This window comes from Vagococcus fluvialis (assembly GCF_003337315.1).
GTDB classification, from domain to species: Bacteria; Bacillota; Bacilli; order Lactobacillales; family Vagococcaceae; genus Vagococcus; species Vagococcus fluvialis.
The window spans coordinates 65,819-81,165 of record NZ_QPJV01000004.1; the positions used below are offsets into that span (position 1 = coordinate 65,819).

The 15,347-nt window shown below is 32.2% G+C and carries 11 protein-coding genes; 7 read left to right on the forward strand and 4 right to left on the reverse strand.

Annotated features, from left to right (window positions below; translation table 11 throughout):
* Nucleotides 1-52 precede the first annotated feature (52 nt).
* On the reverse strand, nt 53-1,387 hold the full coding sequence (locus DFR54_RS05340) for a M20 family metallopeptidase (protein ID WP_114289258.1): 1,335 nt from the start codon (nt 1,385-1,387) through the stop codon (nt 53-55).
* A 27-nt stretch (nt 1,388-1,414) separates the two neighbouring features.
* The gene (locus tag DFR54_RS05345; RefSeq protein WP_114289259.1) at nt 1,415-2,917 is read right to left on the reverse strand and encodes a YfcC family protein; all 1,503 of its coding nucleotides are present in this window, start codon (nt 2,915-2,917) and stop codon (nt 1,415-1,417) included.
* Nucleotides 2,918-3,156: 239 nt separating this feature from the next.
* Here DFR54_RS05345 and DFR54_RS05350 point away from each other — a divergent pair, with 239 nt between their 5' ends.
* Genes DFR54_RS05350 through DFR54_RS05360 form a run of 3 tightly spaced genes read left to right on the forward strand, consistent with a single transcriptional unit; the run spans nt 3,157 to nt 6,911 of the window.
* Nucleotides 3,157-3,549: a YbaN family protein gene (locus tag DFR54_RS05350; RefSeq protein ID WP_114289493.1), complete on the forward strand. Its 393-nt coding sequence runs from the start codon at nt 3,157-3,159 to the stop codon at nt 3,547-3,549.
* A 1-nt stretch (nt 3,550) separates the two neighbouring features.
* Entirely contained in the window at nt 3,551-5,290 is a 1,740-nt protein-coding gene (locus DFR54_RS05355; RefSeq protein ID WP_114289261.1) for an ABC transporter ATP-binding protein/permease, read from the forward strand.
* Entirely contained in the window at nt 5,277-6,911 is a 1,635-nt protein-coding gene (locus tag DFR54_RS05360) for an amino acid ABC transporter ATP-binding/permease protein (protein ID WP_114289263.1), read from the forward strand. Before DFR54_RS05355 ends, DFR54_RS05360 begins: the two co-directional genes overlap by 14 nt.
* 99 nt (nt 6,912-7,010) lie before the next feature.
* On the opposite strand, the gene DFR54_RS05365 is transcribed toward DFR54_RS05360, so the two are convergent.
* On the reverse strand, nt 7,011-7,853 hold the full coding sequence (locus DFR54_RS05365; protein ID WP_170126925.1) for an alpha/beta hydrolase: 843 nt from the start codon (nt 7,851-7,853) through the stop codon (nt 7,011-7,013).
* Nucleotides 7,843-9,513, reverse strand: coding sequence for a PucR family transcriptional regulator (locus tag DFR54_RS05370; RefSeq protein WP_114289267.1), 1,671 nt, complete (start codon nt 9,511-9,513; stop codon nt 7,843-7,845). Before DFR54_RS05370 ends, DFR54_RS05365 begins: the two co-directional genes overlap by 11 nt.
* A 262-nt stretch (nt 9,514-9,775) precedes the next feature.
* Here DFR54_RS05370 and fdrA point away from each other — a divergent pair, with 262 nt between their 5' ends.
* From fdrA to DFR54_RS05390, 4 genes are read left to right on the forward strand one after another with little or no spacing between them, the layout of a single operon-like run.
* On the forward strand, nt 9,776-11,320 hold the full coding sequence (fdrA, locus tag DFR54_RS05375; RefSeq protein WP_114289269.1) for an acyl-CoA synthetase FdrA: 1,545 nt from the start codon (nt 9,776-9,778) through the stop codon (nt 11,318-11,320).
* Entirely contained in the window at nt 11,313-12,740 is a 1,428-nt protein-coding gene (locus DFR54_RS05380; RefSeq protein WP_114289271.1) for a YlbE family protein, read from the forward strand. Before fdrA ends, DFR54_RS05380 begins: the two co-directional genes overlap by 8 nt.
* A 17-nt stretch (nt 12,741-12,757) precedes the next feature.
* Nucleotides 12,758-13,876: an ankyrin repeat domain-containing protein gene (locus tag DFR54_RS05385; RefSeq protein ID WP_249033368.1), complete on the forward strand. Its 1,119-nt coding sequence runs from the start codon at nt 12,758-12,760 to the stop codon at nt 13,874-13,876.
* 15 nt (nt 13,877-13,891) lie between these two features.
* Nucleotides 13,892-15,340, forward strand: coding sequence for a cytosine permease (locus tag DFR54_RS05390; protein WP_249033369.1), 1,449 nt, complete (start codon nt 13,892-13,894; stop codon nt 15,338-15,340).
* Nucleotides 15,341-15,347: the final 7 nt, after the last annotated feature.

The window sequence follows — 15,347 nt, forward strand, 5'->3', positions numbered from 1 at the left end:
TTTGTTACAAATTAAATAGTGTCACAGAAGTAGCTTCTGGCACAATCTTATTTTATTCACAACACAAACGATAAATCGCTTCGGCGTAAATTTCCATTGTTTTTTCCATTTCATCTAATTGCCAAACTTCATTTGCTTGATGCATAGTGTCTTTGGTATTCTCAAACATTGCTCCAAATGCCACACAATTAGTCATGGTTCTAGCGTAAGTTGCTCCACCAGAAATTTGAGGTTCTCTCCTATCACCTGTAATATCTCTATAGGCACTAAGTAGAGTCGTTACAAGTTCTGAATCAACTGGCACATAAAGTGAATCTAGAAAATCGTGTTCAGAATAAGTTAAATTAAATTCTTTAGCAGCTTCTGTTAGTTTAGCAACTAAAAAGTCTTTTTCTATTGTGACAGGCATGCGCATATCAATTCCGATTTTTGTTTCCTTTTCATCGATACTAACTGATGCAGCGTTAAAGGTTAGTTTACCTGACGCCTCATCTTCAATGTTACCTAAAAGACTCACTCCGTTAGCATCTTGTTTAATAACTTTACCAAGTAGGTTTAATCCTTGATGATTATAAAATGGAACCATAGCTTCAGCTAATCTTGTATTAGCATTAATTCCTTCAGGAGCATCTTTAGAATGAATGGCTTTACCTTTAACGACAATTTCTTCACCATTTTGAGTGTATTCATAATTAAGTTTTGTTAGTTCTTTAGCAATTTCATCAGCTTTATTTCCTCTGTAAGTTGCTGTATCAGAAACAACATTTAAGGCAGAACCGCCTGATAAGGTGAATTCAGAAGAACCTTCACCAGTTAAGTAAACTTGAAGTAATCCTTTTTCAGCATAGATAACTGGAAAGTTTGCATCAGGTGCTATTCCCATATCTACACCTTTTTCTTTTTTATGATATTGCTCCATACAACGCCATAAATTTTCTTCATCTGTTCCAAAAATAAAACGAATTTTTTTATTAAAAGTTGCGCCCGAGTCTTTCAAGGCTTTAATAGCAAATAGAGCTGCAACTGATGGTCCTTTATCATCTTGAACACCACGGCCATAGATAGCTCCGTCTTTAACAGTTCCCTCAAAGGCTGGTGTATTCCATAAAGTTAAATCACCTGCTGGAACAACATCCATATGACATAGAATTCCAAATGTTTCTTTACCTTCACCGATTTCAGCATAGCCATAATACCCATCTGGATCAATAAAAGTTGAGAAACCTTCTTCTTTAAAAAGAGCTAGACATTCTTTTAAAGCATCTAATACATCTTGTCCAAAAGGTGCTCCTGGCACTTCATCTTGTAAGTAAGAGGGAACTTTAACCAATCTTTGTAAAGCAGAAATGGCTTCTTGTTTGTGTGTATCTGTAATAAAAGTTTTCATTTAATCACCTTTCCTTATTCTCTATTATTATAATACAGCTAAAATTCCTAAATAAACAGCGGTAACAAGAAATAGTATAATCATTAATTTTCCAACAAATTTAAACCAAACCCTCAAGTCTGTATGAGCGATAGTGACAGCACCCATAACAATCGCAGATGTTGGAGTAATTAAATTTGCCCAACCTGAAGCTGATTGGTAAGCAGTAATAATCACATCTTTTGATACGCCAGCAAATTCACCCATAGGACCAATAATTCCCATAGTAGCAGCAGCTAATCCTGAAGTTGATGGAATTAAGAAGGACATTGGAATATAGAAGATATAAGCTAAAACAGCAAAGACACTTGAAGACACGTTTTCTAATCCCATTTCGCCCCAATGAAGAATAGTCGCAGTGATAGCACCATCATTCATAACAACTTGAATTCCTTTTGCAACGGCAACAACAATTGCTACACCGACAAAATCAGCAGCACCCTCTAAAAATGTGCTAACAAATTCTTTTTCATTCATACCATAGAAAAAGGCAATCACAATTGACATAACCAGCATTAACATAGTAATTTCAGAGAAGTACCAAGTTCCAAATGGTGCCATATTTTGCCCTAGAACTGTACCTAAAACTGGAATATTAGTAAACCACTCTGTGATTGTTTCAAAAATAGTCCAGTTTGGGTTAATTGTTGACCATGGAACAAGGCCTAAAATTAAAATAGCAAATGTTAAGACAAATAAAGTAAGAACTTGTTTTTGTTTTTTAGAAATTTCTTCAATATCGTCCATGTTAATTTTAAAACGTTCTAGGTCTTTTTCACGTTGGTCATAAAGTAACGAATTTTTTGGATCTTGTTCTACCTTACTGGCATATCGGTAAACATACCAAATACTAATTGCACTTAAAATAATTAAAAGAATAATTCGTGATAACAAGCCCTCACCAGGACTAATTCCTAACATTCCAGAAGCTACTCCCGTTGAGAAGGGATTAACGGTGGAAGCAAGACAACCAATTTGTGAGCCAATTAGTGGAATAGCGATAGCCACAACAGAGTCAAATCCAACTGCTAGCATAACTGGAATTAATAATGGAAAGAAGGCTAAAGTTTCTTCAGCCAAACCAAAAGTTGTTCCCCCAATTGCAAAAATAATCATTAAAATAGGAATTAGTGATTTTTCTTTTCCTTTCCGACTTTTAATAACAGAGGCAACCCCCGCATCAAAAGCTCCAGTTTTATTAACAATTCCTAAAAGACCACCAATAAATAAAATAAATAATGAAATTTCAATAGCACCACCTGTTGTATCATCTCCAATCATTCCCTTAACAGGTGCCATAAATACATCCCAAAGTCCTTGTGGTCTGCTCTCTATTTGAGCGTAACTACCAGCAATAAAATTTCCTGTATCAGGGTCAATTTGGTACTCTCCAGCAGGAATAATCCAAGTTAAGACAGCTACAGCCATAATAATTAAAAATAACACGGTATAGGCGGTAGGCATCTCAAACTTTTTCTTTTTCTTCTCCATTTGTAACACTCCAATCTTTTTATTTATAAACGTTTTCATAGTTCTATTCTACATTAAATGTCCGATTAAAAATGAATTAAGATTATTTTTTAATCTTTTTCTTAGTATCAGTCAATAATATTGCTGATTTCTTTTAATAAATGCTAACAAAATTAGAGACTGATAATCGTTATCAATAATGATTGTGATATGCTATACTAACAGAAGTTAAAGAATTTAGGAGGAAGAGGATGAACAAAATCAAGAAAAGTCTTTTTATTATTTTAGGTGGTATCTCTTTTATTTTAGGTACCTTAGGATTAAGCTTGCCTTTTATCCCAACAGTTCCATTTTATATGCTAACAAGTTTTTTATGGCTGAGAAGTTCTGAAAAACTTTATAATAAATTTGTGCAATCAACCTATTATCAAAAATATATACAAGAATTAATTATAGAGAAAAAGATGACAACAAAAGGATTAGTTAAGTTATTTGCTATGATTTTTATTGTTTTTTTAATTCCAGGTATCTTAGTGGATAATTTGGTTATGAAAATTTCTTTAGTGGTAGTATATATGCTACATCTTATCTTTTTAACATTGTACTTTAAAAAGAAAGAGCGCAAAAATATGAGTGTGAGGGTAGAAGAGTAAGATGATAGACAAGCGTTTATTTAAGTTAGTAGATAGCGGTTCTTTAATTTGGCTAGTTGGAGCAAAAATTTTAATGCTATTATTTTCAATTTGGCTATGGTTGACTCTTGCTTTTGAGTTAAGTTATCTCATCAAAAATAATACATTAAAAAATCCGATTTATCTTGTTAGTGTTGCGATAGTTGTATTTGTTTGTAAAGAGTTTTTAATTAAGCTGATTGAAAAATTAACCTTTAAATCATCAGCCAATTTAAGGCTGTCTTTTAGAGAATCAGTTATGAAAAAAGCCTTTAAACTAGGAAAAGATAACAAGAATCAGTTACCAGCAACTAAACTTTCTCAGTTAGTTGTTGACGGTGTTGAGCAACTTGAAATCTATTATGCTCGTTTTTTACCTCAGTTATTTTACTGTGGTTTTTCAGCTATTATTATTTTTATTGTTTTAGCTAAATTTTCATTAGTACCAGCCATTGCTTTATTAGTTTGTATGCCAATGATTCCATTGACTATTGTATTTGTGATGAAGATAGCTAAAAAAATTCTAAAGGAATATTGGGGAGATTATACTGATTTAGGTGTGAAATTTCATGAAAATCTTTCAGGGTTAAGTACCTTAAAAGCGTTTGATCAAGATGCTTCTAAACAAGTGGAAGTAGAACAAGATGCTGAAGTTTTCAGAAAATCTACCATGGCTTTATTATCTATGCAACTAAACTCCATTACAGTGATGGATATTATTTCTTACGGTGGAGCTGGTTTAAGTATTGGAATTGCCTTACTCAAGTTTTCAAGTAACAGCTTATCAATCCAAGGAATGCTATTATTTATTTTATTAAGTGCTGAGTTTTTTATTCCAATGAGACAATTAGGCTCTCTTTTCCATGTGGCAATGAACGGAATTAGTGCAAGTGATGAACTATTTAGTTATTTAGAATTAGAAGAACCTGTTTACGGAGAACAAACTGAATTAAGAAGCCATAAATTAGAAACAATTCAATTGGAAGATGTTTCAGTGTCTTATGAAGGAGATACTGCTTTTTCTGTTAATCATCTTAATCTTGAGCTGAATAAAGGGGAATTTACTGCAGTTATAGGGAAATCTGGTTCTGGGAAAAGTACATTAGTTAAGCTATTATCAGGAGATTTTAGAGAATATAGTGGCAAAATTACTTGGAATCATGAGGATGCTTTATTATTTAGTCGTGAGTTAATTCAAGAAAAGGCAGTGGTTATTAATAATCATAGTTACTTGTATAACACAACTATTAGAGAGAATTTTTTACTTGCTAATAAGGATGCTACAGATGAGATGATGTGGGAAGTATTAAATAAAGTTAACTTAGCAGAATTTGTTTCTAAGCAACCAGAGAAGCTAACAACTAAATTAGATGAAAATGGTGAAAATTTATCTGGTGGTCAACGTCAACGCTTAATCTTAGCACGTGCTTTATTACGAGAAAGCCAGTTGTATATTTTTGACGAGATTACTTCAGGCATTGATATTGAGAGTGAAAATAATATTTTAGAAGTTATTAAAGAATTAGCACAAGAAAAAATAGTCTTTTTCATTTCCCATCGTTTATACAATGTTTTAGATGCGGATCAAATTATAGTGATGGAGCAGGGAGAAATTTTAGAAAAAGGTTCACCTAAAGAATTATTAAGCTCTTCAACTTACTTTAAAACTTACTTTGAAGAGGAAGAAAAGGATAAGGGAGGTTTAATCAATGAAAGAGGTTAAAAATACACAAGTTATCAACTGGCTACTATCATTTGTTAAACCTTTGTCTTTAAAAATGTCAGGGGCAGTCCTACTAGGAATTATTAGTAATTTGTCTGTAATTGGGATTACTTTTTTAGGTTTAAAAGAGATGTTTGCTATTCTTTCAGGAGATACAAATTCTGTGATGAAAACTTTTTGGTTATTAATCTTATGTGGAGTTATTAGAGGTGTTGCAAGATATATGGAGCAATACCTGAATCATGATATTGCTTTTTCATTACTAGCAAATGTCAGAAGTTCTATTTTTAAAGTGCTTAGAAAACTTGGTCCTGCTAAGTTGTCAGGAAAAAATAGTGGTGACATGATTACAGCTATCACAACTGATGTAGAAGCTTTAGAAGTCTTTTTTGCACATACTATTTCTCCGGTTTTCATTGCAATTGGAACAAGTCTTGTTTTAGTAAGTTATTTACTGACAAATCATTTGTATTTAGGTCTTATTCTTCTTTTAGGTCATCTATTTGTTGGTGTTTTTGTTCCTGTAATTAGTTATAAACAACATGAAAAAACAGGTTCAGTCTATCAGGAAACCTTTGTTTCACTTAACCAACAAGTCATTGAAAATGTAGATAGCATTAGAGATATCAATCAATTTTCACTTGAAGAAGAAAAATTAGCCAGTTTACATGAGGCCGGGGAGAAATTAAATCAAGAATATCAGAAGAAACTAAAACAAAGTAGTAAGATTCAAATACTAAGTGAGTTTGGTGTTATTGGAACGACTATTCTAATGATTTTAGTAGGAACTCAATTAGATTTATCCGTCTCACAACAAGTCACAACCAGTATTATTACTCTTAGTTCTTTTGGTTCCGTATTAGCTTTAAGTGGTTTAGGAAATGCACTACTATCAACGTTTGCTAGTGGTAAAAGATTGTTTGCTTTAGTAAATGAAGAACCAAATATTATTTTTAATAGTAGTAAACAACAGAATGAAAATGAATTTAATGATTTAGTAATTGAAAATCTTTCTTTTAGTTACGATGAAAAACAAATCTTAGATAATCTAAATTTTAATTTAGAAAAGGGAGTCACTCTAGGTATTGGTGGTGAAAGTGGTAAAGGAAAAAGTACGTTACTTAAGCTACTTATGAGATATTTTGACCCTAATCAAGGACGAATTTTATTTGATAAAAACAATCTAAAAGACTATTCGGAAACAGAATTACATTCACTTGAAAGTGTTATGGAGCAGAAGACTTTTATTTTTGCTGATACTATTAAAAATAATATTTCTTTAAAAAATGAAAAAATAAGCCAAGAAGATATTGAAAAAGCAGCTGAAGCAGCTTCACTTTCTGAGTGGATAGAAAGTTTACCAGATAAATATGAAACAAAGATTGGTGGTCAGAACCGAGGAGTGTCAGATGGTGAAAAACAACGAATTGGTTTAGCGAGAGTCTTTTTACATGACGCACCTTTATTATTGCTAGATGAGCCAACAAGTAGTTTAGATTATTTAAATGAGCAAAAAATATTACATACTATCAAACATATTAGTGAAGGTAAAACAACTATAGTTGTTTCTCACAGAGAATCAACTCTTAATATTGCAGATAGAGTAATGGTAATTGAATAAGATGAAGAAAAGGTTGTCACAGAAGTAGCTTATTTATTGAAGCTACTTCTACGACAGTAAAACAGGGCGTGTGACTTATTTTTGTCACACGCCCTATTTTTATTCAGTCAGTTCATTGAGCCAAGTCAGTAAAGCGTCATAAGTTAACTTACTTTCTGCTAATTCCGGCTGACGATCAAAATCATGAACCACACCTGTATGTTTGATAAATGTACTATTGGTTACTTGCTTACTAAGCATGTTAGATAAGAAGAAAGGAACATCCTCATCAGAACGACTAGCTGTAATAAAAATTGGCGGTAGTTTTTTCAGTTGATTGACTGTTAAAGAGTAATCATCTATTAAATTATCTTTCCCTAATATTTCTTTTATCCAATTACCAGATTGTCGTAGTGACAGGTAAATCGGATAACGTTCTTCAACACTTGATGAGATTAGGAAATGATTTGAAAGTAAGTGCGTTACATCAGAAAAAGGAAGTATAGGGTATTTCTTAAAAGACTCACTAGGAAGTAAAAAGTCATTATGAAACAGTGTGTGATAACCATAAAAACTAATGACACCACTAACTTTAATTTTACTTGCCCATTGCAAAGCAAGATAAGCTCCAGCACTGCGACCAAATAAAATTTTGTCATCAGTTTTTAAATGTAATGCTTTTTGATAATTTGTTTCAAACCAATTAAAAAAAGATTGAATAGCAGAAAAAATAGTATCTATTTTGCATTCTGGAGCTAATGGATAATCTAGTGCGATTAGGTTGTAGCCTTCATTTAGAAATAAATCAATATAGGCTTTGGGTAAGTCATCTTTACTTCCAAAAATCAAACCTCCACCATGAAAATAAATAATAGTAGGTTTACTTTCATTAACCTTATTTTTATAAAAATCAAAACTTAAAGGAATCTCATCTATTGTAGTGTAGATATAGTTAGTTTTCATTAGTATCATTCCTTTGCTCAAAACTTGTTTGTAATTTAATCGCAAAGGATAAATTGAATTGGGCATTTTTCTCATTTAAGGAATAGCCGAGTAAACTTTCAATTTTCTCCACACGATATAAAAGGGTATTACGATGAATAAATAATTGTCTTGATGTAGTTGCTAGGTTTTGATGATTGTCTAAATAAGCCGTTAATGTGAGCATTAAGTTACTATCATTCTTTCGATCGTACTGAATAAGTGGGTCTAAAAAATAAGTAGTAAAGTTAGCTGCTTCATTTGTAGGAATAAACTTTCTTAAAAAATTATCTACGTAATAATGATTAGAAAAAACAAGAGAGTCTTCTTGAGTATTTTTAAAATTAAGAAGTTGTTTAGCTTCTGCATAACTTTCATTAAGTTGATTAACTTCTTTTGTTGAACCTACAAACATAGTTAACTTGAATTTATTTTTAAGTGAAACCTCTAAATAATGGTAATAATCTTTAAAAATGCGCTCTTGTTCATTGTTATTAGATTTAGGAACCAAGTTTTTTTGCCCGAGAAATCCAATAAATTGTTTACCCTGTTTAAACAGATGAAGCTCTGTATTTGCTATTTTTTTATAATTTGAAGAAAGACTTAAGATGTTTTGGAAGATTAAATCTTCTTCGTGCTTTTGCTGTAAGATATTGTCTTTTGAATAAGTTATCTGGTTAAGGTCAATAATAAAAATTGAATAAGCTATATCAAAATTAAAATCAATATCAAAAGAGCGTAACTCTTCTATACTTGAAAAACTAAATAAAAGTTTTCTATAGAAATCACGGAGTTTTTTATTGTTAATATGTAATTTTTCAGCTTGGTGAACCATTTCTAAAGCAAAAGTAATGGTAGCTTGCTCAAGAACAACATAATCCTTTTGAGCTAAGGGTTTATTTTTTTGCAGGACAATGATGTAGCCGTAAGTTACCTCATTGAAAAAAATAGGAAGAATCATTCCATTAGTTTTATTTTTAAAGGTAACTGTTACTGGATGTTTTAACTCATCTACCTTTCTTGGAACAACAGAAAGGCAATTTAAATTAAATGATAGATGGTTGCTAGTTGAAAGTAAAAAATCTTCAAAAAGTGAATCGAAATTTTTTGTTACAAGAGTCCATTCAGCATTAGTAATAATTATAGGTTGGTCGAGTAATTCTTCTAGCTTTTCTTTAAGATAATCAAGGCCATCAGCTTTTAGTCCATACTCTAAAAATTTTGAAGTAGTTTCAAGAGCCATTTGATTTGTTTCATGACTGGTTTCAGCTAATAAATTCATAACAGTGTTTAAGATTTTTGAAAAAGCAACACCATAAGGAATTTCGATTAATGGAATTCCAAGCTTATTGCAGAGTGTTACTAATTCCTTTGGTAAGGGATTAAGATAAATTTGTGGTTTTATACAAAGTGCTGCTATATTCAAACGTTTAAATCCTTCAATAAAACTCTTTAGTGCTTCAGGACTATCTTTGAAAAAATAACCTGAAGTTACAATTAATTCACCAGGAGATAACCAATCTAAAGCATTTGGGTTATCTAGAATATTGACTCCTGTAATTTGATTTGTGACACCTGAATTGCCAGCTAATAATTTAAAATCTTGGAATTTAGGTAGTTGTAAGAAATCTTCAACTTTCATTTAGTCGTCTCCTTTAGTATTTGTATATTATATACAAAACGAATGATATTTTTTTAAATAGAAAGTACGTTTAATAACGCTTTCAAAAAAGATAAGATAGATGTAGTTAAAGAGATAGTCTTTTAAATACTTAATTTATTATATTTTCACGTATCTTTTTATAGTAGTGATACTAGATTGAAGAGAATCACTATATAGATGTTGTTATACATTATAGACAAAGTATTTTAGATTATCAACTATGAAGAAAGTAGGGAGAAAAATGAGTTTAACAGTTAAAATAATTAAAAATCGCTACATTGATTCTGTTTCCTTAATGGCTCTATCAACAAAAGCTAATCAAATCGAAGGTGTTTCTCAAGTAATTGTTGCAATGGCAACTGATATGAATAAAGAAGTTATGAAAAACGTTGGTCTAGTTAACGAAGTTGTTGAAAATGCTGAATCAAGTGATTTACTTATTACAATGAAACTTGAAGAGAATACAAATGAAGAAGAAATTTTAGCTCAAGTTGAAGCATTACTTAATCACAAAGAAAAAGTTGAAACATCAAGTGAAGAAAGGGTTTATCACACCATACAAGATGCCAAGAAAAATAAAGAAGAATCAAACTTGGCTTTAATTTCTGTTAACGGACATTTTGCCACAAGAGAAGCGCTCCAAGCACTTAATAACGATTTAAATGTCATGATGTTTAGTGATAATGTTTCTGTTGAAGATGAAATTATGCTAAAAGATTTGGCACTTGAAAAAGGCTTATTGATGATGGGGCCAGATTGTGGAACAGCGATTATTAACAATATTGGTTTAGGATTTGCTAATAAGGTTAGAACAGGAAATATTGGAATAGTTGGTGCATCTGGAACAGGCTCTCAAGAAATTTCTGTAAGAATTCATGAATTTGGTGGCGGCATCTCTCAAATGCTTGGTACAGGTGGAAGAGATTTAAATGAAGCGATTGGCGGAAAAATGATGTTGGCAGGTATTGATGCCTTAGCAGAAGATGACAATACTGATGTGATTGTCCTTGTATCCAAACCAACAACAGGTTCTGTCAAACAAAAAATATTAACTCGTGTGAAAGAATTAAGTAAACCAGTTGTTATTTGGTTCGTTGGAGAGATGGAGACTTATCAAGAAGATAATATTTATTTTGAAGACATGTCAAAAAATGCAGCTTTAAAAGCTGTTGAATTAGCAGGAGTAGATATTTCAAAATTAGATTTACATCCTTTAAACTTACCTTTGATTGAAAAGGTTAAGGCTAAATTAAACAAGGAACAAAAATATATTAGAGGATTATTTTCAGGTGGAACTTTAGCAAGTGAAGCTTATTATATTACAAAAGAAAAATATGATGATATTTATAGCAACACAGTAAAAGAGGCAGCACATCAACTAAAAGATCCACTTAAAAGTGAGGCTCATACATTTATTGACTTTGGGGCAGATGAGTACACAGATGGAAAACCTCATCCAATGATTGATCCAAGTAATCGAATTGAACGATTTAAACAAGAGGCAAAAGATCCTGAGGTAGGCGTAATCTTACTTGATTTTGTTATTGGATACGGGGCTCATGAAGATCCAGTAGGTGTCATGGTAGATGTGATTAAAGAGGCTAAAGATGACGCAGAAAAAGCAGGTCGTCATTTAGAAGTTATTGGATATGTTCTTGGTACAGAACTTGATAATCAAGGATTAGCTAGTCAGCTTGAAAAACTAGAAAGCACTGGAGCAACGTATGCAAGTAGTATGCAAAATGCCAGTTTACTTGCTAGAGAAATGATAGGAAAGGATGAATAAAATGTCTAAATTATTTGAGTCTGATTTAAAAGTAATCAATGTAGGGTTAGAAAAATTTACAGAAGATATTATTGAACAAGGTGGAGAAAGTGTACAACTTGATTGGGCTCCTCCAGGACTTGGAAATGAAGAAGTTATTAAAGCCTTAGCTATTTTAGAAAAACCAGAGAATATGGCTAAAATTGAAGAAGCTAACCAAACTATTTTTGAGATTATTTCCACATCAAGTATCTACTTAACTGGATACGGGAAAGCAATTGATGTTGTTCCAGGTATGAAAAAAAATATGATACTTCATGCAGGTCCTCCAATTACTTGGGATAAAATGAATGGCCCAATGAAGGGCGCTGTTCTTGGAGCAATTGTATTTGAAGGCTTAGCAGAAAATTTAGAAGAAGCTGAGAAAGTAGCTGCATCAGGCGCTGTCGAATTTAGTCCGTGTCATGAACACAATGCTGTAGGTTCTATGGCAGGAGTAACTAGTGCTTCAATGTACATGCATATTGTGGAAAATAAAACTTATGGGAACGTTGCTTACACAAACCTAAGTGAGCAATTATCTAAAATTTTACGAATGGGTGCTAATGACGAATCAGTTATTGAACGACTAATTTGGATGAGAGATGTTTTTGGTCCAATGTTAGCTGAAGCAATGACTTTTATAGAAGGTGGCATTGATCTTAGACTACTTGTCTCTCAAGCATTGCAAATGGGGGATGAGCTTCATAACCGAAATGTCGCAGGAACGACTCTCCTTATTCAAGCCTTAACACCAGGAATTATCCAAACTGATTTTTCAGTTGAAAAACAAAAAGAAGTTTTTGATTTTATTGCCAGTAGTGATTACTTCTCAGGGCCAACTTGGATGGCATTTTGTAAAGCAGCACTTGATGCTACTTTTGGAGTAGAAGAATATAGCTCAATTGTTTCAACGATGGCTAGAAATGGAACAGAATTTGGCATTCGTTTAGCAAGTTTGGATGAAAAAGAATGGTTTGTTGGACCTTCTCAAAAAGTAATTGGACCTATGTTTGCAGGTTATACAGAAGAAGATTCTGGACTTGATATTGGAGACAGTGCGATTACTGAGACTTTTGGATTAGGAGGATTTGCGATGGCTGCAGCTCCTGCAATTGTAGCTTTAGTTGGTGGAACAGTAGCAGATGCCACTAATTACAGTTTATCAATGGAGTCGATTACAACAGGTTTAAATCCTAATGTGACCATACCTTCACTTAATTTCATGGGACTTCCGACTGGAATTGATGTCATTAAAGTAATGCAAAGCAATACATTACCTGTAATTAATACAGCGATAGCCCATAAAGAAGCAGGAATTGGAATGATTGGAGCAGGTATTACTTACCCACCAGTCGAAGCTTTCCAAAAAGCAATAATTGCTTTAAGTAAAAAATTTTAAAATAGGTGTTGATAAAAATGGCAGAAAAAACAATATTTGACTTATTAAAAGGAGAAAAGTCTTTAGAAAAAATTAGTCAATTAGATTCTTTTAATGTTGCTGAGGTAAATGAAGAGGGACAAAGCCCTCTTCACTTAGCAGTTTTAAATAACAATATCGAAATAGCAGCTTTATTACTTCAAAAAGGATTCAATCCTAATCAAAAAGATAATAATCAATTATCACCATTAATTGCTTCAGCAGCTAATGGTTTAGATGAGATGTTTGAATTATTACTTTTGTATCATCCGGATTTGAAGCAAGTTAACCGTTTTGGTGGAACAGCTCTCCTACCTTCAAGTGAAAAAGGATTTATTAAAGTTGTTCAAAAAGCACTTGATGCAGGTGTGCCAGTTAATCATCAAAACAGGTTAGGTTGGACAGCATTATTAGAAGCTGTAATTTTAGGAAATGAAGGATTTCTTTTTAGGGATATTATTGAAGAATTAGTAAGTCACGGAGCAGATGTAGAGATTAAAGATTTTGATAGTTTATCAGGGATTGATTACGCTGAAAAAAGAAATAGCCAATTCATTTTACCGATTTTAGAAAAAGAAATAACAGAAACTGCCTTTACAGAAATAAAAAAATTAATTAGAAATAAAGAGTTTTATAAAGCAATTAAACAATTATTAGAGATAGAAGAATCTGCAGAACAACTTTATTATTTAGGATTTACTTATGAGTGTTTAAAAAACGAAACGGCTGCATTTTATTACTATGAGAGAGGCTATGAGTTAGACAATCAGTTTGCCTATTATCTAGGTAATTTAGCTAAAAAAGTTGGCAATTCACAACAAGCTATTAGTTATTTTGAAAAGGGAGGAGAAATAAAAACAGATAAGGTGTTTTACAAATATCACTTATCCAATTATTTAAGAGAGCTTGGGAAACATGAAGAAGCGATTGAAATAATGGATACTTTGTTAGTAGAAGATCCAAAACGAGTAGACTACTTGTTCCATAAAGCCAATAGTTTGCGAAGTTTAGCTCGTCATAAAGAAGCTTACGAAACAATGATACAAGCAAGTCAAATACAATCAAGCAATTCACTATTTAGTGAGCACGCTAAAGAATCTCAGTTAAAAATGAAATAAGGGAGGAAAGTTAGAATGTTAGAAGAAATGTCAATTAGTGATCAATTTGTTGAAGAAATAGATGTCACTGATTTTGAATCAGTTGGAGAAGAATTAAGACCAAAATCTGAAGAGGAACGTAATTGGGGAGTCGGAAAATTTGCGACTCTTTGGATGGGGTCAGTTCACAATATTTTATCTTATATGACAGTAGCAGGATTTTTCATTCTTGGATTAAATTCTAAACAAGTACTTGCAGCCGTAATGACTTCAGCAGTTATTGTTTCTTTCTTTTATGTAGTAAATGGTGTGGCATCTGCTAAATATGGTATTCCATTTACAATGGTTTTAAGATCTGTTTTTGGGATAAAAGGGTCTAAATTTCCAGCTTTAGCCAGAGGGCTTATTGCAGGAGTTGTTTTCTTTGGGACTCAGTCATATGTAACAGCAGGAGCTATGGATGTTATCTTTGAAAGAATTTTTCCAGGATATACATCGATTGGTGGGGGAGCTACGATTTTAGGTTCACCAATTTATACTGCTATTAGTTTTGTTTTAGTGTGGTTTATTACGGTTTTACTTTTTATGGGTGGGAATAAAGTAATTGATAAGTTAGGAACTTATGCCTCTCCAGTTGTTTACTTATTTATTATTGGAGCAGCAGTTTGGGCTATTAATACAGCTGGTGGTTTTGGTAATGTATTAGCTTACGCACCCGATAATGCTAAATTTACAATTCCTTCATTTATTGCTTGTGTGAGTGCACTAGTTTCTAACTGGGCAGGTCCAATTGTTAATACAGGTGATTTTACTCAAAGAGCAAAAGATATGAAATCAATGGCAATTGGCTTACCACTAGGATTTATTTTTTCTTATGTATTATTTGCTATTACATGTGTCAGCTTATTTGCAGGCACTGCTTTAGCTTTTCCAGAATTAACAAGTTTTGATATTGTGATGTCAATTAATCAAATGGATAGTTCATTAGCAGTTATTATTTTAATTATGGCTTTAAATATTGGAGCATTTGCTTTTGTTGTATTCGGAAATCTTTATCCAGCCGGACTACAATTGACTTCATTAATGCCCAAAATCTTCACAGTTAAAACTGGTGGAATTGTAACCGCTTTACTAGGAGCTGCGATTTTACCTTGGAAGATTGTTAATAATCTATTCTTATTCTATAGCTTTATTGGTTCCATGTTTGGTCCAATAACAGGGATTATGTTATCAGATTTCTTTATCAATAAAAAACAGGAATTAAATCTAAAAGAAATCTACGCACCAGAAGGGAGTCCTCTATCAGTTTCTTATAATAAACAAGCAATGATCGTTCTTATAATTAGTTTTTCATTATCAATGGTTGGAGCCTTTTTACCAGGCATTCCAGTATTAAAAATGTTAAATGATTTTGCTTTCTTCTCTGGTTTAATATCTTCATTTGTTTTGTATACAATTTTAACTTTAGTTCAAAAAAAATCATAAAAGGGGA